23 protein-coding genes and 2 riboswitches are annotated in these 26,202 nt (G+C 70.3%); of the genes, 9 read left to right on the forward strand and 14 right to left on the reverse strand.

The annotated features are described in order from the left end of the window. Window positions 1-41: 41 nt before the first annotated feature. Window positions 42-1,970 (forward strand): cellulase family glycosylhydrolase, encoded by a 1,929-nt coding sequence (locus tag QRN40_RS13390; protein ID WP_285116174.1) that lies wholly within the window; start codon window positions 42-44, stop codon window positions 1,968-1,970. A 75-nt stretch (window positions 1,971-2,045) separates the two neighbouring features. Here QRN40_RS13390 and QRN40_RS13395 read toward each other — a convergent pair whose 3' ends face one another. The 5 genes from QRN40_RS13395 to QRN40_RS13415 form a co-directional block, all read right to left on the reverse strand. Continuing rightward, a complete protein-coding gene (locus QRN40_RS13395) occupies window positions 2,046-2,405 on the reverse strand; it encodes a DUF488 domain-containing protein (protein ID WP_285116175.1) in 360 nt (119 codons plus the stop codon). 35 nt (window positions 2,406-2,440) lie between these two features. Next, the gene (locus QRN40_RS13400; RefSeq protein ID WP_285116176.1) at window positions 2,441-3,370 is read right to left on the reverse strand and encodes a PfkB family carbohydrate kinase; all 930 of its coding nucleotides are present in this window, start codon (window positions 3,368-3,370) and stop codon (window positions 2,441-2,443) included. Beyond that, window positions 3,363-4,442 carry an ADP-ribosylglycohydrolase family protein gene (locus QRN40_RS13405; protein ID WP_285116177.1) on the reverse strand — a complete coding sequence of 360 codons (1,080 nt, stop codon included), beginning with the start codon at window positions 4,440-4,442 and terminating at the stop codon, window positions 3,363-3,365. Before QRN40_RS13405 ends, QRN40_RS13400 begins: the two co-directional genes overlap by 8 nt. A 114-nt stretch (window positions 4,443-4,556) precedes the next feature. Continuing rightward, window positions 4,557-4,916, reverse strand: a complete 360-nt coding sequence (locus QRN40_RS13410; RefSeq protein WP_285116178.1) for a YkvA family protein — start codon at window positions 4,914-4,916, stop codon at window positions 4,557-4,559. Between the two features lie 92 nt (window positions 4,917-5,008). Further along, a complete protein-coding gene (locus QRN40_RS13415; protein WP_285117494.1) occupies window positions 5,009-6,490 on the reverse strand; it encodes an MDR family MFS transporter in 1,482 nt (493 codons plus the stop codon). A 232-nt stretch (window positions 6,491-6,722) separates the two neighbouring features. Between QRN40_RS13415 and QRN40_RS13420 the strand changes: the two genes are divergently transcribed. Continuing rightward, on the forward strand, window positions 6,723-7,181 hold the full coding sequence (locus QRN40_RS13420) for an SRPBCC domain-containing protein (RefSeq protein ID WP_285116179.1): 459 nt from the start codon (window positions 6,723-6,725) through the stop codon (window positions 7,179-7,181). Next, window positions 7,178-7,495 carry an ArsR/SmtB family transcription factor gene (locus tag QRN40_RS13425; protein WP_285116181.1) on the forward strand — a complete coding sequence of 106 codons (318 nt, stop codon included), beginning with the start codon at window positions 7,178-7,180 and terminating at the stop codon, window positions 7,493-7,495. The genes QRN40_RS13420 and QRN40_RS13425 overlap by 4 nt, the downstream gene beginning before the upstream one ends. 69 nt (window positions 7,496-7,564) lie before the next feature. Here the strand turns inward: QRN40_RS13425 and QRN40_RS13430 are convergent, their stop codons facing one another. From QRN40_RS13430 to QRN40_RS13460, 7 genes are all read right to left on the reverse strand, one after another. After that, on the reverse strand, window positions 7,565-8,380 hold the full coding sequence (locus QRN40_RS13430; RefSeq protein WP_285116182.1) for a DUF2382 domain-containing protein: 816 nt from the start codon (window positions 8,378-8,380) through the stop codon (window positions 7,565-7,567). A gap of 82 nt (window positions 8,381-8,462) precedes the next feature. Then, window positions 8,463-9,131 (reverse strand): hypothetical protein, encoded by a 669-nt coding sequence (locus tag QRN40_RS13435; RefSeq protein ID WP_285116183.1) that lies wholly within the window; start codon window positions 9,129-9,131, stop codon window positions 8,463-8,465. A 141-nt stretch (window positions 9,132-9,272) separates the two neighbouring features. After that, window positions 9,273-10,415: a cysteine desulfurase family protein gene (locus QRN40_RS13440; RefSeq protein WP_285116184.1), complete on the reverse strand. Its 1,143-nt coding sequence runs from the start codon at window positions 10,413-10,415 to the stop codon at window positions 9,273-9,275. Further along, window positions 10,412-11,266 carry a carboxylating nicotinate-nucleotide diphosphorylase gene (gene nadC, locus QRN40_RS13445; protein ID WP_285116185.1) on the reverse strand — a complete coding sequence of 285 codons (855 nt, stop codon included), beginning with the start codon at window positions 11,264-11,266 and terminating at the stop codon, window positions 10,412-10,414. Before nadC ends, QRN40_RS13440 begins: the two co-directional genes overlap by 4 nt. Next, the gene (gene nadB / locus QRN40_RS13450; RefSeq protein WP_285116186.1) at window positions 11,260-12,822 is read right to left on the reverse strand and encodes an L-aspartate oxidase; all 1,563 of its coding nucleotides are present in this window, start codon (window positions 12,820-12,822) and stop codon (window positions 11,260-11,262) included. The genes nadC and nadB overlap by 7 nt, the downstream gene beginning before the upstream one ends. Window position 12,823: 1 nt before the next feature. Further along, the gene (gene nadA, locus QRN40_RS13455) at window positions 12,824-14,134 is read right to left on the reverse strand and encodes a quinolinate synthase NadA (protein WP_285116187.1); all 1,311 of its coding nucleotides are present in this window, start codon (window positions 14,132-14,134) and stop codon (window positions 12,824-12,826) included. Beyond that, window positions 14,131-14,868, reverse strand: coding sequence for an NUDIX hydrolase (locus QRN40_RS13460; RefSeq protein WP_285116188.1), 738 nt, complete (start codon window positions 14,866-14,868; stop codon window positions 14,131-14,133). Before QRN40_RS13460 ends, nadA begins: the two co-directional genes overlap by 4 nt. Window positions 14,869-15,092: 224 nt before the next feature. Continuing rightward, window positions 15,093-15,190: riboswitch (glycine riboswitch) on the forward strand. A gap of 1 nt (window position 15,191) precedes the next feature. Further along, window positions 15,192-15,292: riboswitch (glycine riboswitch) on the forward strand. A gap of 65 nt (window positions 15,293-15,357) precedes the next feature. Here QRN40_RS13460 and gcvT point away from each other — a divergent pair. Genes gcvT through gcvP form a run of 3 tightly spaced genes read left to right on the forward strand, consistent with a single transcriptional unit; the run spans window position 15,358 to window position 19,859 of the window. Continuing rightward, entirely contained in the window at window positions 15,358-16,551 is a 1,194-nt protein-coding gene (gcvT, locus tag QRN40_RS13465) for a glycine cleavage system aminomethyltransferase GcvT (RefSeq protein WP_285116189.1), read from the forward strand. 2 nt (window positions 16,552-16,553) lie between these two features. After that, window positions 16,554-16,928, forward strand: a complete 375-nt coding sequence (gene gcvH / locus QRN40_RS13470; RefSeq protein ID WP_285116190.1) for a glycine cleavage system protein GcvH — start codon at window positions 16,554-16,556, stop codon at window positions 16,926-16,928. Window positions 16,929-16,943: 15 nt separating this feature from the next. Beyond that, on the forward strand, window positions 16,944-19,859 hold the full coding sequence (gene gcvP, locus QRN40_RS13475; RefSeq protein WP_285116191.1) for an aminomethyl-transferring glycine dehydrogenase: 2,916 nt from the start codon (window positions 16,944-16,946) through the stop codon (window positions 19,857-19,859). Between the two features lie 97 nt (window positions 19,860-19,956). Here the strand turns inward: gcvP and QRN40_RS13480 are convergent, their stop codons facing one another. Continuing rightward, a complete protein-coding gene (locus tag QRN40_RS13480; RefSeq protein ID WP_285116192.1) occupies window positions 19,957-20,766 on the reverse strand; it encodes a CPBP family intramembrane glutamic endopeptidase in 810 nt (269 codons plus the stop codon). A gap of 231 nt (window positions 20,767-20,997) precedes the next feature. Here QRN40_RS13480 and QRN40_RS13485 point away from each other — a divergent pair, with 231 nt between their 5' ends. From QRN40_RS13485 to QRN40_RS13495, 3 genes are all read left to right on the forward strand, one after another. Then, window positions 20,998-22,785: an ABC transporter family substrate-binding protein gene (locus tag QRN40_RS13485; protein ID WP_285116193.1), complete on the forward strand. Its 1,788-nt coding sequence runs from the start codon at window positions 20,998-21,000 to the stop codon at window positions 22,783-22,785. A 191-nt stretch (window positions 22,786-22,976) separates the two neighbouring features. Continuing rightward, window positions 22,977-24,509, forward strand: coding sequence for an ABC transporter permease (locus QRN40_RS13490; RefSeq protein ID WP_285116194.1), 1,533 nt, complete (start codon window positions 22,977-22,979; stop codon window positions 24,507-24,509). Continuing rightward, window positions 24,509-25,522 (forward strand): ABC transporter permease, encoded by a 1,014-nt coding sequence (locus QRN40_RS13495; RefSeq protein ID WP_285116195.1) that lies wholly within the window; start codon window positions 24,509-24,511, stop codon window positions 25,520-25,522. Before QRN40_RS13490 ends, QRN40_RS13495 begins: the two co-directional genes overlap by 1 nt. A gap of 32 nt (window positions 25,523-25,554) precedes the next feature. Here the strand turns inward: QRN40_RS13495 and QRN40_RS13500 are convergent, their stop codons facing one another. Next, window positions 25,555-26,181: a PH domain-containing protein gene (locus QRN40_RS13500; RefSeq protein WP_285116197.1), complete on the reverse strand. Its 627-nt coding sequence runs from the start codon at window positions 26,179-26,181 to the stop codon at window positions 25,555-25,557. Window positions 26,182-26,202 lie beyond the last annotated feature (21 nt).

Genomic DNA, 26,202 nt, shown 5'->3' on the forward strand with positions numbered 1-26,202 from the left:
CCGCACCGCTTCTTCTTCAGCACTTCCTTCTGAAAGGCATCATGGATCGCCCCTCCCCGGTCTTGCAGGTCGACGACGCCCCTGTGGTGTGGCTCGGCGCCAACTTCTGGTCCCGCACCGGCGGCCCGCTCATGTGGACGCGCTACGACGCGGCCATCGTGCGCGAAGAGCTGCGCGTGCTGGCCGAGCACGGCCTGAACATGACGCGCTCCTTCTTCTACTGGCCGGACTTCCACCCGACCCCCGACTCGCTCGACGAGCAGTGCGTGGCGAACTTCGCCGACTTCCTCGACGCCCACACCGAGGTCGGGATGACGACGGTGCCGACGTTCCTGGTCGGGCACATGTCGGGGGAGAACTGGGACCCGGCCTGGCGCGACGGCCGCGATCTGTATCGCGACGTGTGGTTCGTGGGGCGTCAGGCCTGGTACGTCCGGGAGCTGACGGCGCGGTTCGCCGCGCATCCCGCGGTCGCCGGCTGGCTGCTGACCAACGAGGTGCCGATCTACGGCGGCGAGGCGCCGCGTCCCATCGTGGACGCGTGGGCGTCGCTGCTGGTGGATGCGGTGCGCGCGGGCGGCGGAACGCAGCCGGTCGCGGTCGGTGACGGCGCATGGGGGATCGAGACGACCGGGCACGACAACGGGTTCTCGGTGCGCGACCTGGCGAAGTTCACCGACTTCATCGGGCCGCACGTCTACCGGATGGAGACCGACCAGGTCCGCCAGCATCTGAAGGCCGCGTTCATCGCCGAGCTGTCGGCGACCGACGGCCTCCCGGTCGTGATGGAGGAGTTCGGTCTGACCAGCGACTTCGTCTCGGACGAGGGCGCCGCCTCCTACTACCGCCAGCTGCTCTACTCGACGCTGCTGGCCGGAGCGACCGGCTGGATCGCCTGGAACAACACCGACTACGACGATCTCGCGGACCAGCGGCCGTACTCGCACCATCCCTTCGAAATGCACTTCGGGATCACCGACCGGCACGGCGACCCCAAGCCGCCGCTGCTCGAACTGGCGCGCTTCGCCGCCGACCTCGCGGCGATCGACCTGCCGTCGGTGAAGCGGGCGCCGGTGGATGCGGCGCTCGTCGTCCCCTCGCACCTCGCCGAGGACTATCCGTTCACCAACGAGGACGAGCGGGCGCACATCGTAGCGACCGGCGAGCAGGCGTATGTGGCGGCGCATGAGGCGCACATCCCCGTCGCCGTGGTGCGTGAGAGGGAGGACGGCGGCCTGCCGACCGGGTACGGCCTGTACCTGCTGCCGTCGGTCAAGCAGTTGTGCGCGACCTCGTGGGAGCAGCTGGTGTCGCTCGCCCGGGACGGCGCGACCGTCTACGCGTCGTACGCGCACGGCCCGAGCGGCGTGCAGCGGGGGCCGTGGTGGGCGCACACCGAGGAACTCTTCGGCGTGCGGATGGAGAGCGCCTACGGCCTCGCCGAGCCGGTCGCCGACGACACCGTGGTGCTGCGGTTCACGGAGTCGTTCGGGCCCTTCGAGCCCGGGACCGAGCTGTCGTTCGCGGCGGCGGGAAACGAGAACGGACGCACGTATCTCCCGGTGCGAGCGACCTCCGGGCGCGTCGTCGCGGTGGATGCGCACGGCCGCCCGGCGATCGTCGTCAACGACCACGGTGCGGGGCGCGCGGTGCTGAGCACGTATCCGCTCGAGTACTTCGCGTCGGCGCAGGCCCGGGTGAACCCGGAGCAGACCTGGCGGCTGTACGACGCGCTGGCGACCGTGGCGGACGTCGAACGCGACGTACGCCTCGACGACCCGCTCGTCTTCGCCGACGCGCTCGTGCACGAGGACGGCCGCCGCTTCGTCGTCTTCGTCTCGCAGCACGAGACCGCGGTGACGCTGACCCCGTCGGTCGCGGGCGAGCTCCGGACGCTGGAGGGCGAGCCGTCCCCGTCGATCACGCTCGACCCGTACGGCGTCGCGGTGCTGGTACTCGTGGAGGACTGACGCGGCGCCGGCGCCGGCGGCGTCACGGTCGGGAGTCGAAACGAAGGGGTGCGGACGCGGTCTGCACCCCTTCCTTCACGCGTGCTGCTCGAGGTACTGCTTGAGCACGACGCCGTGGTCGAGCTCGGGGTCCCGGGCGCCGACCAGGAGGGTGACGGTCGGATGCTCGTCGCCGATCCGGCGGAGCTCGGCCACGGCCGGGTTGCCGTCGAGCTCCTTCTCGTAGCGGGTGCGGAACTCGTCGAAGACCTCCCCCTCGGCGGCCGCGTCGTGATGGAACCACCGGCGGAGCTCCGTCGAGGGCGCGACCTCCTTCAGCCACAGGTCGAGGGCGGCACGCTCTTTGCTGATGCCGCGCGGCCACAGCCGGTCGACGAGCACGCGGTAGCCGTCGTCGGGCGAGGCGGGTTCGTAGATGCGCTTCACGGTGAACACGGGATGCCTCCTCGGCGACAGTGTGGACCCGGCCGTCAGTGCGCGGCCAGCAGTGCGTCGATCTCGGCGGATGTCGGAGCTGTCGCCGGTCCCTCCCGCGTGACGGCGATGGCTGCTGCGGCCGAAGCGCGGCGTGCCGCCTCCATGACGCCCGCGCCCCTCGCGAGGGCGGCGGCCAGCACGCCACCGAAGGCGTCGCCGGCGCCGGTCGTGTCGACCGCCGTCACCGGGAAAGCGGGGATGTGCGCCGGCGCAGGGTCGCCGGTCGCGACCCAGCAGCCGGAGGCGCCGTCGCGGACGACCGCCACCCCGCCGTCCCGCAGCATGCCGCGCAGAGCTCCGGCCGCCGGTGCGGGATGCGCGTGGGCGCGGAGGACGCGGGCCTCGCGGGCGTTCGCACTGAGCAGGTCGGTTCGGCGGAGCACCGACTCGAGCAGCTCGGGGTCGAGGGCTCCGACGAGCGGAGAGGGGTCGAAGACCACCCGGGTATCAGGGTCGAGCGCGGTGAGCCACCCGGCGACCGCCGGACCGGACCCGGGATGGGCGAGGCTGTAGCCGGTGGCGTACACGATGTCTCCGGCGAGCGGCCGTACGGCGTCGAGGTCGGCGCGGCTGAGCATCCCCTCGGCGCCGGGCGCCGTGACGAACGTGCGCTCGGCGCCCGCGTCGACCAGGACGACGCAGTATCCGTTGTCCACCGTCTCCAGGGGAGGATTCGCCACCGAGATGCCCTCGCGCCAGAGCGCTTCCGCGACCACTTCGCCGAACGGGCCGGTGCCGGAGCGGCCGGCGAACACCACCTCGGCGCCGTCGCGCGCGGCAGCGGCCATGACGTTGAAGCCGCCGCCCGCCGCCATCCCGGACGATGCCGCGAGCACGTCGCCGCCGTGCTCGGGGAGCGCATCCACCCGCAGCAGCAGGTCGACGACGACCGTTCCGGTGAAGATCAGGCGTCCGTCAGCCATGTCGCCTCCTCAGCTGCAGCAGTCCGTCGACGAGGCGCTCCAACTCGATCCCGTTGACGCGGCGGACCGTCTCGACGGCTGAGCGCGGCCAGTCGGCCGCACCGGTCGCCCCCAGCACGGCGCCAGCCATCGCCGCGATCGTGTCGGTGTCCCCGCCGAGGGAGGCGGCGCGGCAGAGGGTGTCCCAGGCGGCGTCGGGGTCGGGATGCGCGGGCTCGCTGCCGGCGATGGTCGCGGCGACGAGCGCGAGGGCCGCGACGACCGACTCCTGGGCGGCGACGGACGTGCCGATCACCTCGGCCAGGGCGTCGTCCTGCTCGCGGGGCGCTCGGTCGAGGAGGTAGGGGATGGACCACTCCAGCCGTGCGGCGATGTCGCCACCCGCGACCCAGTGGCCACGACGCGCGCCCTCCCGTGCGGCCGCGACCGCCACATCCAGAGCCTCGGGGGTGTCCGCGCCGTCGATGCCCGCGCTTACGGCGGCGCCGACGGCGGCCGCGCTCGCGATGCCGATGGCGGTGTTGTGGGTGAGGGCGCTCACCGCCGCGACGGCGTCCACGAAGGCGCGGAGGGGTTCGACGGGTTCCGCGATGCCGACGGGCGTGATGCGCATGGCCGCGCCGTTCGTCGCGCCGAAACGGCCGGCCTCTTCTGGCGGCATGCCGTCCTGCAGCCGCTGCAGCGCCGCACGGGTGCTGGGGCCGAGCAGATCGAGCGAGCCGCGCGCCTCCATCGCCCGCTCCCAGGCGAGGAGTTCCGCCGCGAACACGGCGGGACTCACGGTGCCGCCTCCGTCGATCAGGAGGCGCGCGAGCAGGATCGCCTGCTCGGTGTCGTCGGTGATCGACCCGGCCGGCATGCCCGCCGCGATCTGCTGGTGGGGTCCGGCCGCGACGAGCCCGCGGATGCGCCCATGATCGGCGGCGATGCGCTCGCGCGACATCGACTGGGTGGGCATGCCGAGGGCGTCCCCGAGCGCCAGGCCCTGGAACGCGGCGAGGGCCCGCGCGCGTGCGGTGTCCCTCACGGCGCCGCCGGGAGTGCTCCGCGGAGCGACTCCGATCTGCGGCACGGTTCCGGGGCGGGAAGGTAGGGCACGTTCGACTCCTTGGGACCAGTCGTCCCATTCTGCTGCGAGAGCGCAGCCGGAGCTAGGGGTGGGTCGTCGCACCGCCGCGCCAGAGCCTCAGCTCGCCGTATCGGGGGGCCGGATCCGCGCGAGCGAGAGCACGCTGGCGAGCCCGTCCGCGGTTCCCGGCCAGTTGCGTTCGAGCGCACCGAATCCGGCGTGCTTGATCGCGAACCGTAGGGCGATCGCCGTGATGATCGCGTCGTCGGCGTACCCGATGACGGGGAGGAAGTCGGGGATGAGGTCGATCGGCAGCAGCAGATACACGAGGAGCGCCACCAGCCACCAGCGGGTCGCCCGCGGCACGGCGGGGTCGACGGCCAGACGCCGGATGAGTCGCACGACGTCCGGCCCCAGCCGCGCGATCGCGCGCCAGTCCGTGTCCCGGCCCGCCTTGCGCTGCTGGACCCAGAGCACGATGACCAGGATCAGCTACAGCAGGATCAGGCCTCCGACGACCCCGAGGACGACCTGCAGCCACCCGGGCAACTCCGGCTCTCCCTCGACGACTAGTGGGCGAACGCCGCTTCGCCCGCGGGGGAGTCGGCCGGCTTCCGCATGAAGAACGAGCCGACGACCGCGAACAGCGAGATGACCGCGCCCGCCATGAACGCCGCCCGGATTCCGCCGGCCTGCGCAGCGTCGACGCTCGCGCCGCCCGCCGCGAGTGCGGTCGACTGGAGCGTGAGGACGGCGATCAGGAGGGCGGTCCCTGCCGCGCCGCCGACCTGCTGGACGGTGCCGAGGATGGCGCTGCCGTGCGAGTACAGGCGCGGAGGAACCGCCCCGAGCCCTGCAGTGAAGAGCGGCGTGAACATCATGGCGAGCCCGAGGCTCATCACGACGTGCGCGGCGATGATCAGGCCCACCGGCGTGTTCTCGGTGACCATGCTCAGCGACCACAGCACCAGGCTGACCAGGATGGAGCCGGGCGCCACCAGGAGGCGCGGCCCGAACCGATCGTAGAGCCGCCCGACGAACGGCGCCGCGAGACCCATGATCAGCCCGCCGGGGAGCAGGATGAGGCCCGTCGAGAGCGTGTCGAGGTGTAGCACGTGCTGCAGGTAGAGCGGCAGGACGATGATCACGCCGAACATGGAGGCGGTCGTGATCGCCATGAGAACGATCGAGATCGTGAAGATCGGGAATGTGAAGGTCCGCAGATCGAGCAGAGCACGATCCCGGCGCTGCAGCAGCAGCTGACGGATGATGAAGGCGGCCAGCGCCAGGACGCCGACGGTCAGGGACCCCCACAGCATGAGCGGGCTGGCGGACGCGGCCCCGGACTCGCCGGAGAGCGTGAGCCCGTACACCAGTCCGCCGAACCCGAAGGCGGAGAGGATGACCGACAGCACGTCGATGCGGACCTTCTTCGTCTCGGTGACGTTCTCGACGAACTTCATGCCGATCAGCAGCATCACGAGCGCGATCGGCAGGACGATGAGGAAGATCCAGCGCCACGCGAGGAAGTTCAGGATGAGTCCGCCGATCGTCGGCCCGATGGCCGGCGCCACCGAGATGACGATCGAGACGTTGCCCATCGTGCGCCCGCGCATCGCCGGCGGCACCAGGGTCATCAGCGTGGTCATGAGCAGCGGGATCATGATCGCCGTGCCCGACGCCTGGATCACCCGAGCGGCGACGAGCACCAGGAAGCCCGGGGCGAGCGCAGCGGAGAGGGTGCCGAGCGAGAACAGCGACATCGCGGCGATGAACATCTGCCGTGTCGTGAAGCGCTGCAGCAGGATGCCCGTGATCGGGATGACGACCGCCATCGTCAGCATGAACGCCGTCGACAGCCACTGCGCCGCGAGGGCGTCGACGTGGAGGTCGTCCATCAGCTTCGGGATGGCGACGGCCATGATCGTCTCGTTGAGGATCACGACGAAGGTAGCTGCGAGGAGCAGCCAGATGACGCGCTGATCGCGCGGCGCGATGCGCGCGGGGGGCGCGGCTTGCCGCAGGGCTTCCCCGGCGTCGATCGACGGCACAGGTGAGGTCTTCTCAGTCACCGGTACAACCTATCGAGGGCCACCGACATCGTGGGTGTCGATCGTGTGAACTGTGGAGAAGTTCGCTCTCCGCAGAAGAGCGAACATTTCCGGCCTGGGCAGTTCCGAAGATTTGCAACCGAAGGGTTGCGCTAAGCATCCACACTGTGCAACTCTGAGGTTGCACAAGCCGCAGGAACGGCACGAACCGCATCCCGGAAGGACAACCGCAATGTCAGACAACCCGGCCTCCGTCATCGACGAAGAGGCGTTCACCGTCAGCCGCACCATCCACATCGCCGCGCCCGTGCACAAGGTGTGGTCGGCCGTCACCGAACCCGAGCACATCTCCCGGTGGTTCGGGCAGACGGTCCTCGACGGCTCGGGCCCTGGCGCTCGCGGAACCATGTCCTTCGACGGGTACCCCGACATCGCGATCGTGGTCGAAGAGCTGGACGAGCCGCGCAGCGTGTCCTACCGCTGGGGCGAGCCGGCGACCTCCACCGTCTTCACCTTCACGCTCGACCCCGACGCCGACGGGACACGGCTCACGGTCGTCGAGACCGGCTTCGAGCGCACGGACGCGCCCTCCGAGAACCTGGCGGACCACGCCATCGGCTGGGTGTCGGAGCTCGACAAGCTCGTCGCGCTGTTCGAGACGGCCGACACCGCCGTCGAGCGCGGCGCATGACCAGCGGGACGCTGGTCCCCGTGTTCGCGGCGCTCGGCGACGAGACCCGCTGGAGCGTCCTGGAGGCGCTCGGACAGGGCGACGCGTCGGCATCCGCGCTCGCCGATCGCCTCCCGGTGAGCAGGCAGGCGATCGCGAAGCACCTCGCGGTTCTGGAAGCCGTCGGGCTGGTGGAGCCGGTCCGGGTCGGTCGCGAGGTGCGGTACCGGGTGCTCGGCTCCCAGCTCAGCGCGACGGCACAGCGCCTGGAGCGGATCGGCGCCGAGTGGGACCGCCGCCTGGCCGCGATCAAGGAGATCGCCGAGACCCTCTGACGGGCCGCTGGAACACCGACGGAAAGGGGAGGACGTCCGCACGGACGCCCTCCCCTTTCGGCTCGAAGCTCAGACGCCCGATCCGCGTGCGTCGCTCTCGACGTCGATGCGCTCCTTGCGGACATCCTCGTTCACCGTCTCGGTGCCCGTGACCTCCTGCGCGTCGAGCCGCACCCGCTCCACCGGCACGGTCTCCTTCTCGACCACCGGGCGCTCCTCGTGAAGGACGACCTCGTGCTCCTCCTCGCTGATCGCGGGGCCGTCCAGGGCGTCCCCGACATTCGCGTCGGTGATCGGCTCACGCTCGACCCGGACCTCCTCGCGGGTGACGGGGACCTCGACCTGCTGGTTCTCGGTGACGACGTACTTGCGCAGCCGGGCGCGGCCGGTCTCGACACGCTCGGTGCCGACGTCGAGTCGCTCCTCGGATCGGGTCATGGCGTCGTCGGTCGTCGGGCCGGACGTATCGTACCCGTCGCTGCGCCCGGTGTCCGTCGTGCCCGCGCCGGCCACGCCCGCATCGGCCACGCCCGCATCGGTCACGCCCGCACCGGCCGTGGCCGATCCGGATGCTCCGCTGCCGTGGTAGTACGCGTACAGCTGGTCCTCCTCCTGCGGGCTCAGCTCGGCGTCGTCATCGATGCGCGGCGCGTCCTTGACCGTCGACTTCTCGTACGGGACGCGCAGGCCGTCTCCGTCCTCCACCGCATCCTCGAGCGGGACGAAGCTCTCCGATGTTCCGAACAGGCCGGTGCGCACCGAAGCCCAGTTCGGGCGTCCGGTGGACGGGTCCACATAGATCTGGCCGACGCTGCCGATCTTGTCGCCGTCGCGATCGATGACCTTCGCTCCGATCAGTGCTGCAATGTTGTTCTCGCTGATCATGTCGTTCTCCCTCGTGTGGTTGCGCTCGCCGCGGCGAGCAGGTGCCCCGCTCGGGCGGTCCCGTCGCCGGGACTCGCCGTGTCTAGCGACCGAGTCCCACCCGGTCGACACGACGGTGATAGCGCATCCCGGCGATCCCGCCCAGGACGGCGCCGCCCAGGCTCACGATCGCGACGATGATCGCCGTGATGATGCCTGTGACGGTGACGGATCCCTCGTTGAGCGGGATGCGCGGGAAACTGTTGAGGTTGCCCAGGATGTTGTACTGGCTGCCCAGGATCAGGCTCAGCACGGCGACGACCACCGCGATGACGACGGCCCAGAGCCAGACGGCGATGCCCTGCTTGGCGCCGTCGAAGCGCGCCATGCGCCCGGCGACGTAGCCGCCGCAGTAGTAGGCGACGAACAGGATGACGGCGAGCGCGATCGCACCGATGACGCCGACGGTCGAGGCGTTCTGGTTGGCCTGGTTCGCGGCCTTGTCGGCGCTTCCGCCCGCTGCGCCGAGTCCGACCGCTGCTCCCGCCGCGGCGACGAGCGCGGTCAGCAGGACGGCGGTGCCGGTGGCGGTCAGCCAGCCGAAGAAGGCGGAGCCGAACTTCATCCCGCCGAATTCGCTCTTCTCACGCTCCAGCACATCATTGCGCAGCGTGTGGGTGCGGTCGACGGGGACGGCTGCGCCGGTCGCGTCGCGGTCGTAGACGGCATCGCCCGGCTGTCGGTACTCCGGCGGTGGCGTTGAATCTGTCATGGCGTCCTCTTCCCGGATCTCCGCTGACGCGGTCCCTGTCGGTTGCCGAGGACGGTAAGCGGCAGGGAGAGGCGGGCACAGGAGGTTGATTTCCTAGTCCGGCTAGAGGAGCCTGTGGGTAACCTTCGTGACCAGAGGACGTCAGCCGCCGAGGCCGGCGACCGTTCGCACCGCGTCGCCCACCGCCGGTGCCACCGCCGCGAGCTGCTCGGCCGTCACCTCCGGTCCCCAGGAGAACCGAACTGCGGTGCGGGCGAGATCCTCCGGATACCCCAGCGCCAGCAGCACGTGGGACGCGTCCTCGCTCCCTGCCGCACACGCCGATCCGCTCGACGACACGACGCCTCGCCGTTCGAGTTCCAGCAGGACCGCTTCCCCGTTCGTCCCCGGGAAGACGAACGACGCCGTCCCCGGCAGCCGCGATGTCGGGTGCCCGGTGAGGGATGCGCCGGGCGCCGCCGCACGCACCGCCGCCACGAAGGCGTCGCGTGCGGCGGTCGCGGCCTCCGCACGCTCCTCCAGGCCGCGCGCGGTGAGTCGCGCCGCCGTCGCCAGCGCGACGGCTCCGGCGACGTTCTCCGTACCCGACCGCCGTCCGCGCTCCTGACCGCCGCCGTGAATGAGCGGCTCGAGCGGGATTCGCCCGCGCACGAACAGCGCGCCGACGCCCTTCGGCGCCCCGATCTTGTGGCCGGACACGCTGAGCGCATCCACCCCCAGTGCGCCGACGTCGAGCGGCAGCCAGCCGGCGGCCTGCACGGCGTCCGTGTGGAAGGGAACCGCGTGCTCGTGCGCGAGTGCGGCGAGTGCGGCGATCGGCTGCACGGTCCCCACCTCGTTGTTGGCGAGCATCACGCTCGCGAGCGTGGTGTCCGGCCGGAGCGCGGCGGCGAAGTCGTCGGGGGAGACCAGGCCGTCCCTGCCGACGGGGACGAACGTGGCCTCGAAGCCGTGCAGCCGCACGAGGTAGTCGACCGACTCCAGCACCGCCTCGTGCTCGATGCGGGTCGTCACGAGGTGCCGGCCGCGCGGATTCGCCAGCGCGATGCCCTTGATGGCGAGGTTGTCGGCCTCCGTCCCGCCGGAGGTGAACGTGATCTCGGACGCCCGGCAGCCGAGCCACGCTGCGACCTCCGACCGCGCGTCCGCGAGGGCGCGCGCCGCGGACTCGCCGACGGTGTGGTGGCTCGACGGGTTCCCGAAGTCGCCCGTCAGGTACGGCCACATCGCCTCCAGCACCTCCCGGCGGACCGGGGAGGTGGCGGCGGCGTCCAGGTAGATCACTCGACCACCACATCCAGTCCGAGGTCGAGGGAGCGGACGCTGTGGGTGAGGGCTCCGGAGGAGATGACGTCGACGCCGGTCTCGGCGATGCTCCGGACGGTCGCCAGGCCGACGTTGCCGCTGGCTTCCACGATCGCCCGGCCGGCGACCAAGGCGACCCCCTCGCGCAGCTCGTCGAGGGTGAAGTTGTCGAGCATGATCGTGTCGACGCCGGCCGCCAGCACCGGCTCGATCTGGTCCATCCGGTCGACCTCGACCTCGAGGTGCGTCGTGTGCGACAACTGCTCCCGCACCCGCAGCAGCGCATCCGTGACCGAGAGCCCGGTCTGCGCGGTGAGGACCGCGAGGTGGTTGTCCTTCGCCATGACCGCATCCGACAGCGAGTAGCGGTGGTTGTGGCCGCCGCCCGCACGGACCGCGTGGCGCTCGAAGGCGCGGAGCCCCGGCGTCGTCTTGCGGGTGTCGACGATGCGGGCGGAGGTGTGGGCCACCTCGGCGACGAAGGCGGCGGTGAGGGTGGCGATGCCGCTCATCCGCTGCACGAAGTTGAGGGCGACGCGCTCACCCTGCAGCACCGAGCGGGCCGGGCCGCTGACCGTGGCGAGGGCGTCTCCGGCCTCGAACGCGGCGCCGTCCGGCACATGGATGGTCACCTCGATCGCCGGGTCGGTCAGGGTCATCGCCGCGGCGAACACCTCACCGCCGGCGAAGGTCCCCGGTTCGCGCGCGACCAGGCGCGCGGTCGCGCTCGCCGCCTCCGGGATGAGGAGCTGGCTGGTCACGTCGCCCCAGGGCGCGTCCTCGACGAGTGCGGCCTGGACGGCGGTGTGGATGAGCTGGCGGGTCAGCATGCGGCGGGCACCTCGAGAGCGGTTCGGTGGGCGAGAAGGGAGGCGGAGGCGGGGAGCAGGACGGTGTGCGCCGGCTCGCCGGGCGCCGTCAGCGGGAAGTCGGAGCGGAAGTGCGCCCCACGGGACTCCTCGCGCGAGAGCGCCGCGGCGATGACGAGTCGGCCGAGGGTGAGGAGGTTCGCGTCCTCCCCGGGCGCCGGGTCGACGGTCGCGGCCAGCTCGGAAGCGGCCGCGGCCAGCCGTGCGCCGTCGCGGTGCACGCCGGCGGCGTCCCACATCAGCGCGCGCAGGCGGGCTCGATCGAAGGGCCGGGATGCGGTGGGCGCGGCATCGGCCGGCTCGGCGACGGCCGCATCCCGGGTCCACTCCGGTCCGTCCGTCCACGGCTCGTCGAGCGCCTCAGCCGCGCGGGTGCCGAAGACCAGCCCCTCCAGCAGCGAGTTCGACGCCAGCCGGTTGCCCCCGTGGGCCCCCGTGCACGCGACCTCGCCGACGGCGAAGAGCCCGGGGACGGAGGTGCGGCCGGACGTGTCGGTGGCGACGCCGCCCATCGCATAGTGCGCCGCGGGCGTGACCGGGATGGGGTGCTGCCCCCAGTCGTACCCGGCCGCGCGCGCGGCCGCATCGATGGTCGGGAAGCGCCGGGCGAGGAACGCGCCGCCGAGCACGGTCGCATCGAGGAAGACGGGCCGTCCGTTCTGCGCCGCCATCTCGACCGCGATGCCGCGTGCGACCACGTCTCGCGGCGCGAGTTCGGCATCCGGGTGCACGTCGAGCATGAACCGGTCGCCCGCGGCGTTGCGCAGGACAGCGCCCTCGCCCCGGACCGCCTCCGACACCAGGAAGGCGGCGCCACGGCCCGGCGCGGACAGCGCCGTGGGGTGGAACTGCGTGAACTCGAGGTCGGCGAGTACGGCCCCCGCGCGCCACGCGGCGGCGACGCCGTCGCCGGTCGCCACGGCCGGGTTGGTGGTGTGGGCGTAGAGCTGCCCCCAGCCGCCGGTCGCCAGGACGACCGCGTCGGCGTCGAGCGTCAGGGTGGATCCGTCCGCGAGCCGCAACACGGCACCGGCCGCGCGGCCGGTGCGGACGAGCACGTCGCTGAGGAACGCATTCTCGATCGTCGGGATGCGCGCCGCCCGCAGCGCCGTCACCAGTGCACGCTCCAACTCGGCGCCGGTCGCATCCCCTCCGGCGTGCAGCACCCGCGCGGCCGAGTGCGCCGCCTCCAGACCGCGGGCGAGCGTGTCGCCGTCGCGGTCGAACACGGCGCCGAGCGCGATCAGCTCGCGGACGCGGTCGGGTCCGTCCGTGCACAGCACCTCCACCGCCTCCCGGACGGTGAGCCCGGCGCCCGCGCGCAGCGTGTCCGCGACGTGCGCGTGGATGCTGTCGTCCGGGGACAGCGCGGCGGCGATGCCGCCCTGCGCGTACCGGGTGCTTCCGTCGCTGAGCGCCGCCTTGGTCACGACCGTCACGTCGTGTCCGAGGGCGTCCGCGCGCAGAGCGGCCGCGAGCCCCGCGATCCCGCTTCCGACGACGACGACGCGGCTCATGTCACGCCGCCATCGTCGTATCGGGCCGCGCGGCGAGCATCCGCTCGAGCGCCACCCGCGCGGGCTCGGCGACCGACGCCGGCACGGTCACCTGGTTGAGCACCTCGCCGCGCACCAGACCCTCCAGCACCCAGGCCAGGTAGCCGGGGTGGATGCGGTACATCGTCGAGCAGGGGCACACCACCGCGTCGAGGCAGAAGATCGTGTGCTGCGGGAACTGCGCCGCGAGCCTCTGCACCAGGTTGATCTCGGTGCCGATCGCGAAGGTCGACCCGGCCGGTGCGGCCTGGATCGCCTTCACGATGTAGTCGGTCGAGCCGTACTCGTCAGCCGCATCCACCACATCCATCGGGCACTCGGGGTGCACGATCACCCGGACGCCCGGGAACTCGGCACGCGCGTGCTCGATCTGGCCGACGGTGAAGCGCTTGTGCACGGAGCAGAAGCCGTGCCACAGGATCACCTCGGCGTCCTGCAGCGTCTGGGCGTCCGTCCCGCCCCACGCCTTGCGCGGGTTCCACAGCGGCATCCGCTCGAGCGGCACGCCCATCGCCTTGGCGGTGTTGCGGCCGAGGTGCTGGTCGGGGAAGAAGAGGACGCGCTGCCCGCGCTCGAACGCCCACTGCAGGACGGTGGATGCGTTGGACGACGTGCACACGATGCCGCCGCGCTCGCCGCAGAACGCCTTCAGCGCCGCCGACGAGTTCATGTAGGTGACGGGGATGACCGGCACGCGGCCGTCCGCGTCCGGCTCGGTCCCGTACAGCTCCTCCAGCTGCTCCCAGCACTCCTGCACCGAGTCGAGGTCGGCCATGTCGGCCATCGAGCAGCCCGCGGCGAGGTTCGGGAGGATGACGCTCTGGTCGGGGCGCGAGACGATGTCCGCGGTCTCGGCCATGAAGTGGACGCCGCAGAACACGATCGCCTCAGCCTCCGGCCGGGCCTTCGCCGCGTTCGCCAGCTGGAAGGAATCGCCCACGAAGTCGGCGTACTGCACCACCTCATCGCGCTGGTAGAAGTGGCCCATGACGGCGACGCGGTCGCCGAGCGTGGCCTTGGCGGCACGGATGCGGTCGCCCAGCTCGACCGCCGAGGCCGTGCGGTACTCCTCCGGAAGCTCGCCCTGCCGGGGCGCATTCGCCGGGATGGGGTCGCCGAGCGACGCGCCCGGACCGTAGGAGGGGAGCAGGCTGTCGAACTCCCACGGAGCTTCGGCGAGCTCGGGCGTACAGGTCTCGCCGTCGACCTGGCCGGCAGCGATGAGCTGGATGGTCGTGTCGACTGAGGCGATCGATCCCGAGGCGATGGTCATGATTCGCTTCTTCCTCTTGCTTCGAACGGATGCTGCTGGCGGGGGAGCGGCCCCGCGTCGGCGAGGTCGATCGAGTCGTTGTAGCGGTACAGGCGCGGGGGGCGGTGCGGCGTGCCGGTGAGGTATTCGTCGGTGGCGACGACCGCGCCGGAGCCCTCGATGGTGCGGCGGAAGTTGGCCGGGTCGAGCGCCTTGCCGAGCACGGCTTCGTGGACGGCGCGCAGCTGGGCCAGCGTGAAGCGCTCGCCGAGGAAGGCGTGGGCGATGCGCGAGTACTCCATCTTCGTGCGGAGCCGCCAGAGGGCGTACTCGACGATGACGTTGTGGTCGAAGGCCAGTTCGGGCAGGTCGTCGGCGGGGAACCAGCGGACGTTCTCGCCGACGCTGGCCCGTTCGGCCTCCTCGCTGCGGACGAGGGCCCAGTACACGACGGAGACGACGCGGTCGGCGCCGGGGGAGCGGTCGGCGTCGCCGAACGCGTACAGCTGCTCCAGGTAGCTGGGGGTCAGGCCGGTGGTGTCGCTGAGGGTGCGGGCGGCGGCGTACGCGAGGTCCTCGCCGACGCGGAGCGGACCGCCGGGCAGCGCCCAGCGCCCTTCGAACGGCTCCCGGATGCGGCGGACGAGCGGCAGCCACACCTGCGGCACCCCCATCGTCTCGTCGTCGTTGCGCAGCGCGAAGATGACGGTCGACACCGCGAGGATCGCGCTCGCGCGCTCGTGCCGTGCGGTCATGCTCGCCTCCCGACCTAATGGTCAACCTGACACTAACTCCACTTCATCTTAGTGTCACCCCGACCAAAACACCAAGCCCTCCCTCTTCCTCTCCTGATTCGTGACGAATGGTCGTCATTCGTCACGAATGGCGACCATTCGTCACGAATCTCGCGGGGGAGGACGCGCGCGGGGGAGGGCGGGAGCGGATATGCTGGCGGCACACAAACGAATACAGGGCCAACGAGGTCGATGCGGGAGAGCCGTGCACGCGCAAGCGGGCCGGCACCGAAGGAGCAATCCTCCCCGACAATCTCTCAGGTACGCGTACCGCATCGGACTGGCCACTCTGAAAAGCAGGACGGCGCCCGCCGTCCTCGCCCACGGTGAAAGCCGCCATCCCCTCGGATGCGGTGAAACTCTCAGGCCGGATGACAGAGGGGGAGTTCTTCCCGGGAGCGGTCACGCCCCCGCAGCCCCCGGCCGGACGGCCGGCGAATCGGAGAACTCATGACCTCGCAGCAGAGCACGCAGAGCGGATCGACGCCCGGCGAACGCCACTCCCCGCTCCACGACGCCCACACCGCCGCCGGCGCCTCCTTCACCGACTTCGCCGGCTGGCAGATGCCGGTCCGGTACTCGTCCGACCTGGCCGAGCACCACGCCGTGCGCACCGCCGCGGGCCTGTTCGACCTCTCCCACATGGGCGAGATCGTGCTCATCGGGCCGGAGGCCGGCCAGGCGCTCGACTACGCGCTCGCGGGCAAGCTGTCGGCGCTCGCCATCGACCAGGCGAAGTACAGCCTCCTGCTCTCGCGCACCGGCGGGATCATCGACGACCTCGTCGTCTACCGCACGGGCGACGACCGCTACATGGTGGTCGCCAACGCCTCCAACCGCGACGCGGTCGCCGAAGAGCTGCGCGACCGCACCGCCCCGTTCGACGTGGAGGTGTTCGACGAGTCGGACGACATCGCGCTGATCGCGGTGCAGGGTCCGGCGGCCCTCTCCATCCTCCTCGCCACTCCCGGTCTCTCGGCCGACGCGGGTGCGGTGGGCGGCGCCGACTTCGGCGAGCGCCTCTCCGCACTCAAGTACTACTGGTCGCTCCCGGCCGAGTTCGAGACGCACCCTGTGCTGATCGCCCGCACCGGCTACACCGGCGAGGACGGCTTCGAGCTCTACCTCGCACCCGACAACGCCCGGGCCCTCTGGGATGCGCTCACCGAGGCGGGCACCGAGCAGGGCCTGGTCCCGGCCGGCCTCGCCAGCCGCGACACCCTGCGCCTCGAGGCGGGGATGCCGCTGTACGGCCACGAGCTCGGCCTCGACACCATGCCCGCGCAGGCCGGCCTCGGTCGCGTCGTCAACCTCGCGAAGGACACCGACTTCGTCGGCCGGTTCGCCAGCGAGGAGGGCCCGCACCCGGACGCCCGCGTCCTGGTCGGTCTCACCGGCGAGGGCAAGCGCGCCGCCCGTGCCGGCTACCCCGTCTTCGCCCCCGACGAGACCACGGAGGAGGACGCCGAGGTGGGCGTCGTCACGTCCGGTGCGCTCTCGCCGACCCTGGGCCGCCCGATCGCCATGGCGTACGTCGCGCCGCGCTTCGCCCGCGAGAACACCGTGCTCGATGTGGATGTGCGCGGCACCCGCCTGAAGTTCACCGTCACCGCCCTCCCCTTCTACAGCAGAAAGAAGCGCTAGCCATGGCCGCAGAACGAGACCTGAAGTACACCGCCGAGCACGAGTGGCTGCTCGTCGAGGGCGATGTGGCGACCGTCGGCATCACGTCGTACGCCGCCGAGAAGCTGGGCGACGTCGTCTTCGTCGAGCTGCCCGAGGCGGGCAGCGACGTCACCGCGGGCCGCGTCGTGGGCGAGATTGAGTCGACCAAGTCGGTCGGCGAGCTCTTCGCCCCGGTCGACGGCATCGTCGCCGAGGCCAACTCGGCCGTGGTGGATGCGCCCGAGCTGGTGAACACCGACCCCTTCGGCGAGGGCTGGCTGGTCAAGGTGACCTTCACGCAACTCCCCGACAACCTGCTGAGCTACGACGAGTACGCCGCACTGACCGGCGAGTAAGGTTCTTCACTCTTCATGACCGACCTCTTCCCGATGCGTCACATCGGCACCGATGGCGACGCGCAGAGCACCATGCTGTCCGCGATCGGCGCCGCGTCCTCCCGCGAGCGGGACTCCGTCGAGGCGCTCGTCGCCGCCGCCGTCCCCGACTCCATCCGGGTGGACGGCGACCGCACGTCGCTCCTGCCCGAGCCGATCGGCGAGCGCGCCGCGATCCGCGAGCTGCGCGCCATCGCGTCCCGCAACACCGTCAACCGCAGCCTGATCGGCCTCGGCTACTACGGCACCATCACGCCGGCGGTGATCAAGCGCAACGTGCTCGAGAACCCGGGCTGGTACACGGCCTACACGCCGTACCAGCCGGAGATCTCGCAGGGCCGGCTGGAGGCGCTGATCAACTTCCAGACCATGGTGTCCGACCTCACCGGGCTCGACACCGCGAACGCCTCCATGCTCGACGAGGGCACCGCGGTGGTCGAGGGGATGCTGCTAGCGCGCCGCGCATCCAAGGCGAAGTCCTCGTCGTTCGTGGTCGACGCCGACACGTTCCCGCAGACCCTTGCGCTGCTGCGCAACCGCGCCGAGGCCGTCGGGATCGACCTCATCGTGCTCGACCTCGCGAGCCTCCCGGCCGACGCCCCGGAATTGAGCGACGCCTTCGGGCTGTTCGTGCAGTACCCGGGGGCCTCGGGCCGGGTCTGGGACCCGAGCGCCGTCATCCGCACGGCGAAGGACGCCGGCGCGGTCATCGTCGCCGCCGCCGACCTGCTCGCGCTCACCCAGCTGCGTGCCCCCGGCGAACTGGGTGCCGACGTCGCCGTCGGCACCAGCCAGCGCTTCGGCGTGCCGATGGGCTTCGGCGGCCCGCACGCCGGCTACATGGCCGTGCGCAAGGGCCTCGAGCGGCAGCTCCCGGGCCGGCTCGTCGGCGTCTCGCAGGATGCGGTCGGCAAGCCCGCCTACCGCCTGACCCTGCAGACACGCGAGCAGCACATCCGCCGTGAGAAGGCGACCTCCAACATCTGCACCGCCCAGGTGCTCCTCGCGGTCATGGCCGCGATGTACGCGGTGTACCACGGCCCCGCCGGCCTGCGGGCGATCGGACGTCAGGTGCACCTGTCGACCGCCGCCGTCGCCGAGGCGCTGCGCGCCGCGGGGGTCGAGGTCGTCTCGCACTCGTTCTTCGACACCCTCCAGGTCGAGGTGGACGACGCCGCCACGGTCGTCGCCCGGGCCCACGACCGCGGCCTGCTGCTGCATGCCACCGACGCCGGACTCGTCGCGCTCAGCCTCGACGAGGAGTCTGCCGCCGACCTGCGCGACGGCACGTTCCCGCTCGCCGACCTCATCGAGGTCCTCGGCGGCACGGTCGACGACGGCATCGAGCTGCAGCTGGCGGCCGAGACGTCGTTCGACTCCGCCCTGGTGCGCGAGTCGGACTTCCTCACCCACCCGGTCTTCAACACGCACCACTCCGAGACCGCGATGATGCGCTACCTGCGCCTGCTGCAGGACCGCGACTACGCGCTCGACCGGGGCATGATCCCGCTCGGCTCGTGCACGATGAAGCTCAACGCGGCGACCGAGATGGAGGCGGTGACCTGGCCCGAGTTCGCGGCCCTCCATCCCTTCGCCCCCGCCGCGGACGTCGCCGGCTCGCTCGAGCTGATCGACCAGCTGGAGCGCTGGCTCGCCGACGTCACCGGCTACGACACCGTCTCCCTGCAGCCCAACGCGGGCAGCCAGGGCGAGCTCGCCGGCCTGCTGGCGATCCGGGGATACCACCGCTCGCGCGGCGACCTGGCGCGCACGGTCTGCCTCATCCCGCAGTCGGCGCACGGCACGAACGCCGCCTCCGCAGTGCTCGCCGGGATGAGCGTCGTCGTGGTCGCCACCGACGACTTGGGCAACGTCGACCTGGACGACCTCCGCGCCAAGATCGCGGAGCACGCCGACACGCTCGCCGCCCTGATGATCACGTACCCGTCGACGCACGGCGTCTACGAGCACGAGGTCGTGGCGATCACCCAGGCCGTGCACGACGCGGGCGGCCAGGTGTACGTCGACGGCGCCAACCTGAACGCCCTGCTCGGATACGCCCGGTTCGGCGACTTCGGCGGCGACGTCAGCCACCTCAACCTGCACAAGACCTTCTGCATCCCGCACGGCGGAGGCGGGCCGGGCGTCGGTCCGGTCGCGGCCAAGGCGCACCTCGCGCCGTTCCTGCCCGGGCATCCGCTCGCCCAGGATGCGACGCACCCGCTCGCCGGCGGAGGCCGGGTCGAGCACGGCGGCGCCCCGGTCTCGGCGGCGCCGTACGGCAGCCCGAGCATCCTCCCGATCAGCTGGGCGTACGTCCGGATGATGGGGGCGGAGGGCCTCAAGGATGCGACCGGCGCGGCCGTGCTCGCCGCCAACTACGTCGCCGCCCGTCTGCGCGAGCACTTCCCGGTGCTCTACGCGGGGGAGGACGGCCTGGTCGCGCACGAGTGCATCCTGGACGTGCGCCCGCTCACCGAGCGCACCGGCGTGACCGTCGACGATGTCGCGAAGCGGCTCATCGACTACGGCTTCCACGCGCCGACCATGTCGTTCCCGGTCGCCGGCACCCTCATGGTGGAGCCGACCGAGAGCGAGGACCTCGCGGAGCTCGACCGCTTTGTGGCCGCGATGATCGCGATCCGCGCGGAGGCCGACGCCGTCGCCGCGGGGGACTGGCCGACCGACGACAACCCGCTGCGCAACGCTCCACACACCGCGGAGTCGGCCGTCGCCTCGGACTGGACGCACCCCTACTCGCGAGAGCAGGCCGTGTACCCCGTCCCGGCCCTGGTGCGCACGAAGTACTGGCCGCCCGTCCGCCGCATCGACCAGGCCTACGGCGACCGCAACCTCTTCTGCGCCTGCCCCCCGCCCGAGGCCTTCGCCTAGCCCGTAGCCGCCGAGCACAGGAAAAACGCCGCCGATCCACGCGATTCGGCGGCGTTTTTCCTGTGCTCGGCGGCCTGGCAGCTCGACGGGAGGGCGGTCAGGCGAAGATGTGGGGCCACCATGCGACGGCCAGGGGGTAGCCGACGAAGGAGACGATGTCGATGATCGTGTGCGCGATCACGAGCGGCATCACACGGCCCCAGCGGGTGTAGCACCAGCCGAAGACGACGCCCATCACGGCGTTGCCGACGAACGGCCCGAAGCCCTGGTAGAGGTGGTAGCTGCCGCGCAGCACCGCCGCCGACAGGATGATCGTCCACTTCCCCAGAGGACCCTGTCCCCAACCGAGCTGGCGCAGGCGCGTGAACAGGTAGCCGACGACGATCACCTCCTCCTGCAGCGCCGCCCGCAGTGCCGCGAGGATAAGGACCGGCACCGTCCACCAGTGGGCGTTCAGAGTCGACGCCTCGACCGTGACGGTGATCCCGAGCAGTCGGGTGACCGCGTAGAAAAGGATGCCCGGCACGCCGATCACGAGGAACAGCAGCCCGCCCCCAGCGAGGTCGCGCCCGGGTCGCGTGAGGTCGAGCCCGATCCGCCGGAACCCGCTTCTCTGCGGCTGCCAGAGCAGGTAGATCACCAGCGCGACGGCGAAGAGGGGGAACAGGTTGCCGAGCACCTGGTACAGGAAGTCGAAGACCTCCCGGCTCGACTGGGCGGGGTTCACCTCGGCCTTCTGCTGCGCCAGGGGCGTGCTCTGCGTCGACCGGTCGATGATCGTGACGATCGAGTACACGGCGGACTGGCCGAGCGACAGGCCCAGCACGATCGCGACCTCCCACCACAGCCGCGGGCGGGATGTGCGCTGCACCGGTGTCTCAGCGGTCCAGGTCGGCGAGATGGTCATAGGGGCATCCTGCCAGGCCACGCGGGAAACCATCAGATCGTTGCATAGCGCGAAGTATTCCTCCGTTTTTGTGCGCTTCGTGCAGGAATCCACCGACTGAGTTACCACTCTGTAACGTTTTCCCGCCCTGTTTTGCAATCGCTGGCGGCGATACCTAGGGTCATTCTTATCCCGCGCGGGACAGGCGTTCTCGCATGCTTGCACCGTCGCACACTTCGCACAGGAGGAACATTGCACACCAACGGAAGAAAGGTCAGGCTCGGGCTCAGTGCTGTCGCCGTCGCAGGCGTCGCCGCACTCGCCCTGTCCGCCTGCACCACGTCCGGTAGCACCAGCACCTCGTCCGCTGCCAAGGGCGGCACCGTGACGGTCGCTGTTGTCAACGACTTCACCTCGTTCAACTCGCAGACGCCGCAGGGCAACCTGGACACCAACGGCCAGGTCGGGTACCTGAACGGATCGTACGGAACCGGATTCCAGTACATCGACAACAACTACAAGATCGTCCACGACGACAAGTTCGGCACGTTCGAGAAGACCTCGGACGACCCGCTGACGGTCAAGTACACGCTGAACAAGGACGACAAGTGGAGCGACGGCCAGCCCGTCACCGCCGATGACATGATCCTTGCGTGGGCCATCGCCTCCGGTCACTACGACTCCGCGAAGTTCGACGACCAGGGCAACGTCTCCAGCGGTACGCAGTACTTCCAGATCGCGGGTTCGACCGCGGGTGTCGACGCGACCGACTTCCCGGCCGTCAGCAACGACAACCGCACGATCACCCTCAAGTACGCGACGCCGTACGTCGACTGGGAGCTCGTCAACCCGATCGCGCAGCCCGCGCACATCGTCGCCAAGAAGGCGGGCCTCTCCTCGGCCGCCGACCTGACCAAGCTGCTGAAGGGCCTGCCCAAGGGCGACCCGGCGAACCCGCAGCCGGCCGACCCGACGCTGAAGAAGGCTGCTGACTTCGTCAACACCGGCTACGACGTCACCGCGTTCCCGACCGACAAGGACCTGCTGGTCTCCTCCGGCCCGTTCGTCGTCTCGTCGTGGACCCCCGGTCAGTCGCTGACGATGTCGCCGAACAAGTACTACGCCGGCGGTCTCAAGCCGAACGTGGACAAGATCGTCTTCCGCATCATCCCGGACGCGAACGCCCAGGTCACCGCTCTCCAGAACGGTGAGGTCGACATCATCAACCCGCAGGCGTCCGCCGACACGATCACCGCGCTCAAGCAGACCAGCGCGAAGATCCTGACGGGTGCGCAGGCGTCGTACGACCACCTCGACCTGAACTTCGGCTCGCCGGTCTTCGCCGACGCCAAGGTTCGCGAGGCGTTCCTCAAGACGATCCCGCGTCAGCAGATCCTCGACTCGATCGTCACCCCGGTCGACTCGAAGGCCAAGGTCCTGAACTCGCAGATCTTCCTGCCGAACCAGGAGCAGTACGAGGGCAGCGTCAAGCAGAACGGCTCTGACAAGTACGACAAGGTCGACATCGACGGCGCCAAGCAGCTGCTCGCCGGCGCCACCCCGTCGATCCGCATCCTGTACAACACGAACAACCCCAACCGTGTCGACGAGTTCCAGTCGATCCAGGCGTCGGCCGCCAAGGCCGGCATCAAGGTTGTGGACGCCGGTTCGCCCGACTGGAGCAAGCTCCTCCCGGGTGGCAACTACGACGCCTCGCTCTTCGGCTGGATCAGCCCGGGTGCAGGCACCACGCAGCTGCCGCAGGTGTTCGCCTCGCAGGGTGGCGGTAACTACAACCGCTACACGGGCACCAACGACCTGGCCCTCAAGTCGCAGACCACCCTGGACAAGGATGAGCTGACGAAGATCGAGTACCAGATCGACAAGCAGACCTTCGCCGACGGCTACGGCCTGCCGCTGTTCCAGCTCCCGGGTGTCTTCGCGACCACCGCGCGGGTTGACGGCGTCAAGTACAACGGCGGGCAGTCCGGCCCGTTCTGGAACTTCTGGGAGTGGTCGGTCAAGTCCTCCACGAAGTAACAGCTCCGTAAGTGAGAGTGCCCGGGAGAACCCCGGGCACTCTCCTGCGCGGGGCGTCGGTTCCGGCCGGCGCCCCGTATCATGTAGTCGGTGGACGTGATCCGTCCGCCCCTTAGATAACGCGCCTGGCGGCGTACCCCCTACCGCCGCTGACCCGCATGGCGCGTCCTGTCAGTGAAGGTTTTGAACCTATGGCGAGTTTCATCCTGAGGCGACTTCTAGTCTCAGTGCTCATCATCATCGCCGCTTCGTTCCTGATGTACATGCTGGTGGCCTACAGTGCCGACCCGCTCCAGGACCTCCGAAGCAGCAATTCCCCCAACAAAACGCAGCTGATCAACGCGCGTATCCAGCTCCTGCAGCTGGATGTCGTGCCGCCGCTGCGCTGGCTGTTGTGGCTGGGCGGTGCGGCCAAGTGCCTCATCCCGTTCGCCAACGCCTGCGACCTGGGGTCGACCATCTCGAACGCGAAGGTGACCGACATCCTCCCGCAGGCCCTCGGCTCGACGGTCCAGCTGGTCACGGTCGCCCTGATCCTCGCGATCCTCCTCGGTGTCACCATCGGTATCGTCACGGCCCTGCGCCAGTACAGCGGACTCGACAACGTCGTCACGTTCCTCAGCTTCTTCCTGTACTCGCTCCCGGCCTTCCTCGTCGCGGTGCTGCTCAAGGAGTTCGTCGCCATCGGCTTCAACGACTTCCTGGTGCATCCGGTCATCCCGTGGTGGCTGGCCCTGATCATCGGGGTGGTCGCCGGTCTGATCTGGCAGTCCCTCATCGGCGGCGACCGCAGGCGCCGCCTGCTGACGTTCGTCATCTCGGGCGTCGCCACCGCTGGAGTGCTGCTCCTGATGTCGGTGACGAACTGGTTCCTCTTCCCGGGTCTCGGCCCGGTGGTGATGATCCTGCTCATCGCGGCCGCCGTCGTCGGCGCGACCGCGCTGATCGCGGGTCTGCAGAACCGGCGCGCTCTGATCGCGGCTGCGATCACCGGCGCGGTGTCGCTCGTCTGCTACTTCGTGCTGCAGCCGCTGTTCAATGTGTCGACCGTCGCGACGATCGTCATCCTGGCCATCGTCTCCATCGTGGTCAGCCTGGCGATCGGCTGGTTCGTGGGCGGATACGACCGCGGCCTGAACATGCGCGTCGCGGTCATCGTCGCCATCGTGTCCGGCTTCTTCATCATCGTCGACCGCTTCATGCAGGCCTGGCCGACGTACTTCCAGGACACCAACGGCCGCCCCATCGCGACCGTCGGCTCCTCGACGCCGGGGCTCGACGGCGACATGTGGGTGACGGGTCTCGACACCTTCACGCACCTGCTGCTGCCCACGATCGCCCTGCTGCTGATCTCGTTCGCCTCGTACACCCGGTACTCCCGGGCCGGGATGCTCGAGGTCCTCAACCAGGACTTCATCCGCACCGCGCGTGCGAAGGGCCTCCCCGAGCGCACCGTGGTGGTGCGGCACGCGTTCCGCAACATGCTCATCCCGATCACGACGCTCGTCGCGTTCGACGTGGGCGCCCTGCTCGGTGGTGCGATCATCACCGAGAAGGTGTTCGCCATCCCGGGCATGGGTTCGCTGTTCTACGCGGGCCTGTTCCGCGGTGACCTGAACCCGGTCATGGCGTACTTCGTCGTGATCGCGACCATGGCCATCCTGTTCAACTTCCTGGCCGACCTGAGTTACGCGGCGCTCGACCCGAGAGTGAGGGTCCGTTGATGTCCACCTCAGAACCCATGATCGCCGACGAGCTGCAGGAGCCGAGTGCTCCGCCTGTCAGCCAGGGCAAGCTCATCTGGAAGCGCTTCCTCTCGAACAAGGTGGCCGTCGCGAGCGCGATCCTGTTCATCGTCATCGTGCTGTTCTCCATCTCGGCGATCGGTCTCGGACCGATCCCCGGCTGGTGGAAGTACAACTTCACCGAGCTGAACGACCAGGTCAAGCAGGGCACCCCGACGTGGGAGCACCCGTTCGGCCAGGACCGCATCGGCAAGGACTACTTCGCCCTCACCATGCGCGGCATCCAGAACTCGGTGCTCGTCATGGTGGTGCTCGGTGTGATCGCGAGCGTCGTCGGCGTGGTCGTCGGAGCCATCGCGGGCTACTTCCGCGGTGTCGTCGACGCCATCCTGATGCGTATCACCGACGTCTTCATCGTGATCCCCGCTCTGGTGATCGGCTCGGTCGTCGGTCACATGTTCGGCGGACTCGGGGCGTTCTTCCTGGCCCTGATGCTCGGCTTCTTCTCGTGGATGGGCATCGCTCGTCTGGTCCGCGGCGAGTTCCTGTCGCTGCGCGAGCGGGAGTTCGTCGAGGCTGCCCGGGTCGCCGGCGCCTCGGATGCGCGCATCATCTTCAAGCACATCCTCCCCAACGCCATCGGCGTGGTCATCGTCTCGTCGACGCTGATCATGGCCTCCGCAATCCTGCTGGAGACGGCGCTGTCGTTCCTCGGCTTCGGGATCCGTCCGCCGGACGTCTCGCTCGGCTTGCTGATCAGCTCGAACGAGTCGGCGTTCCAGACCCGTCCGTGGCTGTTCTGGTGGCCGGGTGCGTTCATCGTGACGCTCGCGCTGCTGGTCAACTTCGTCGGCGACGGACTGCGCGACGCCTTCGACCCGCGGCACCGCCGGTTCAACCTCCGCAAGATGCGCGAGCAGGAGCCGGAGGAGGGCGAGGGCGACGACCGCGCTCCGCGGACCGGAGCAGCCCTCGCGGAGGACGTGCTGTGATCACCGCGCCCGTCGCGCTGCCGCAGGCCCGATCAGGCCAGCAGCAGCGCGGCGACGGCGCCCGCCGCGAGCAGCACCAGCACGACCAGCGACGCGATGTGCCAGCGCACGGTCACCGGCGTGGAGTCGGCGCGACCCGCTTCGAGGACGCCCGCGTCCTGCAGCTGGGTCCAGCGGCGGCGGACCACCTCGGCGGCCGCGCCGGACTCGGTGGACAGCAGATCGCCGGGGCGCCGCACGGTGTCCTCGACGCTCGGCCGGCCGATGCGGCCCTTCGTCTCGTTGCGGGTCGCGCGCAGGGTGCGCGCGGTACCGGGCGCGGGAGCGGCCCACACCGGGTACTTGTGCCCGGGCGTGTACAGGGTCAGCGCGTACTTGGTGTCAACGTGGATGAGCGCCTCCCACGGAACGTGCACGGTGCGCGTGACGTTGACGGCGGTGAGCCCGTCGTCCGCGACGGTGAAGCTCGGGCGCCACAGCATGGCCCAGGCCACGAAGGCGAACAGCGCGCACGGCACGATGTACAGCAGCCGGGCGTCCTGCACGCTGAGCAGCAGGCCGACGGCCAGCGCAGCGGCGGCCGCCCAGACCAGGATGGCAAGGACCCGGTTGAACCGGGACACGAAAACCTCGCGTTCGGCGGAGGAGACGTAGGGCATGGCTCCATGCTCTCATCCCGT

It is taken from the genome of Leifsonia sp. fls2-241-R2A-40a (assembly GCF_030209575.1).
Classification (GTDB): domain Bacteria; phylum Actinomycetota; class Actinomycetes; order Actinomycetales; family Microbacteriaceae; genus Leifsonia.

Excerpts from the sequence above, each read along its gene's own strand:
- QRN40_RS13490 (WP_285116194.1), top strand. The coding sequence starts at position 22,977 with ATGGCGAGTTTCATCCTGAGGCGACTTCTAGTCTCAGTGCTCATCATC.
- gcvH (WP_285116190.1), top strand. The coding sequence starts at position 16,554 with ATGGCCGCAGAACGAGACCTGAAGTACACCGCCGAGCACGAGTGGCTG.
- QRN40_RS13425 (WP_285116181.1), top strand. The coding sequence starts at position 7,178 with ATGACCAGCGGGACGCTGGTCCCCGTGTTCGCGGCGCTCGGCGACGAG.
- QRN40_RS13430 (WP_285116182.1), bottom strand. The coding sequence starts at position 8,380 with ATGATCAGCGAGAACAACATTGCAGCACTGATCGGAGCGAAGGTCATC.
- QRN40_RS13460 (WP_285116188.1), bottom strand. The coding sequence starts at position 14,868 with ATGACCGCACGGCACGAGCGCGCGAGCGCGATCCTCGCGGTGTCGACC.
- gcvT (WP_285116189.1), top strand. The coding sequence starts at position 15,358 with ATGACCTCGCAGCAGAGCACGCAGAGCGGATCGACGCCCGGCGAACGC.
- QRN40_RS13420 (WP_285116179.1), top strand. The coding sequence starts at position 6,723 with ATGTCAGACAACCCGGCCTCCGTCATCGACGAAGAGGCGTTCACCGTC.
- nadC (WP_285116185.1), bottom strand. The coding sequence starts at position 11,266 with ATGCTGACCCGCCAGCTCATCCACACCGCCGTCCAGGCCGCACTCGTC.
- QRN40_RS13500 (WP_285116197.1), bottom strand. The coding sequence starts at position 26,181 with ATGCCCTACGTCTCCTCCGCCGAACGCGAGGTTTTCGTGTCCCGGTTC.
- nadA (WP_285116187.1), bottom strand. The coding sequence starts at position 14,134 with ATGACCATCGCCTCGGGATCGATCGCCTCAGTCGACACGACCATCCAG.
- QRN40_RS13480 (WP_285116192.1), bottom strand. The coding sequence starts at position 20,766 with ATGACCATCTCGCCGACCTGGACCGCTGAGACACCGGTGCAGCGCACA.
- QRN40_RS13495 (WP_285116195.1), top strand. The coding sequence starts at position 24,509 with ATGTCCACCTCAGAACCCATGATCGCCGACGAGCTGCAGGAGCCGAGT.
- gcvP (WP_285116191.1), top strand. The coding sequence starts at position 16,944 with ATGACCGACCTCTTCCCGATGCGTCACATCGGCACCGATGGCGACGCG.
- QRN40_RS13390 (WP_285116174.1), top strand. The coding sequence starts at position 42 with ATGGATCGCCCCTCCCCGGTCTTGCAGGTCGACGACGCCCCTGTGGTG.
- nadB (WP_285116186.1), bottom strand. The coding sequence starts at position 12,822 with ATGAGCCGCGTCGTCGTCGTCGGAAGCGGGATCGCGGGGCTCGCGGCC.
- QRN40_RS13435 (WP_285116183.1), bottom strand. The coding sequence starts at position 9,131 with ATGACAGATTCAACGCCACCGCCGGAGTACCGACAGCCGGGCGATGCC.
- QRN40_RS13400 (WP_285116176.1), bottom strand. The coding sequence starts at position 3,370 with ATGGCTGACGGACGCCTGATCTTCACCGGAACGGTCGTCGTCGACCTG.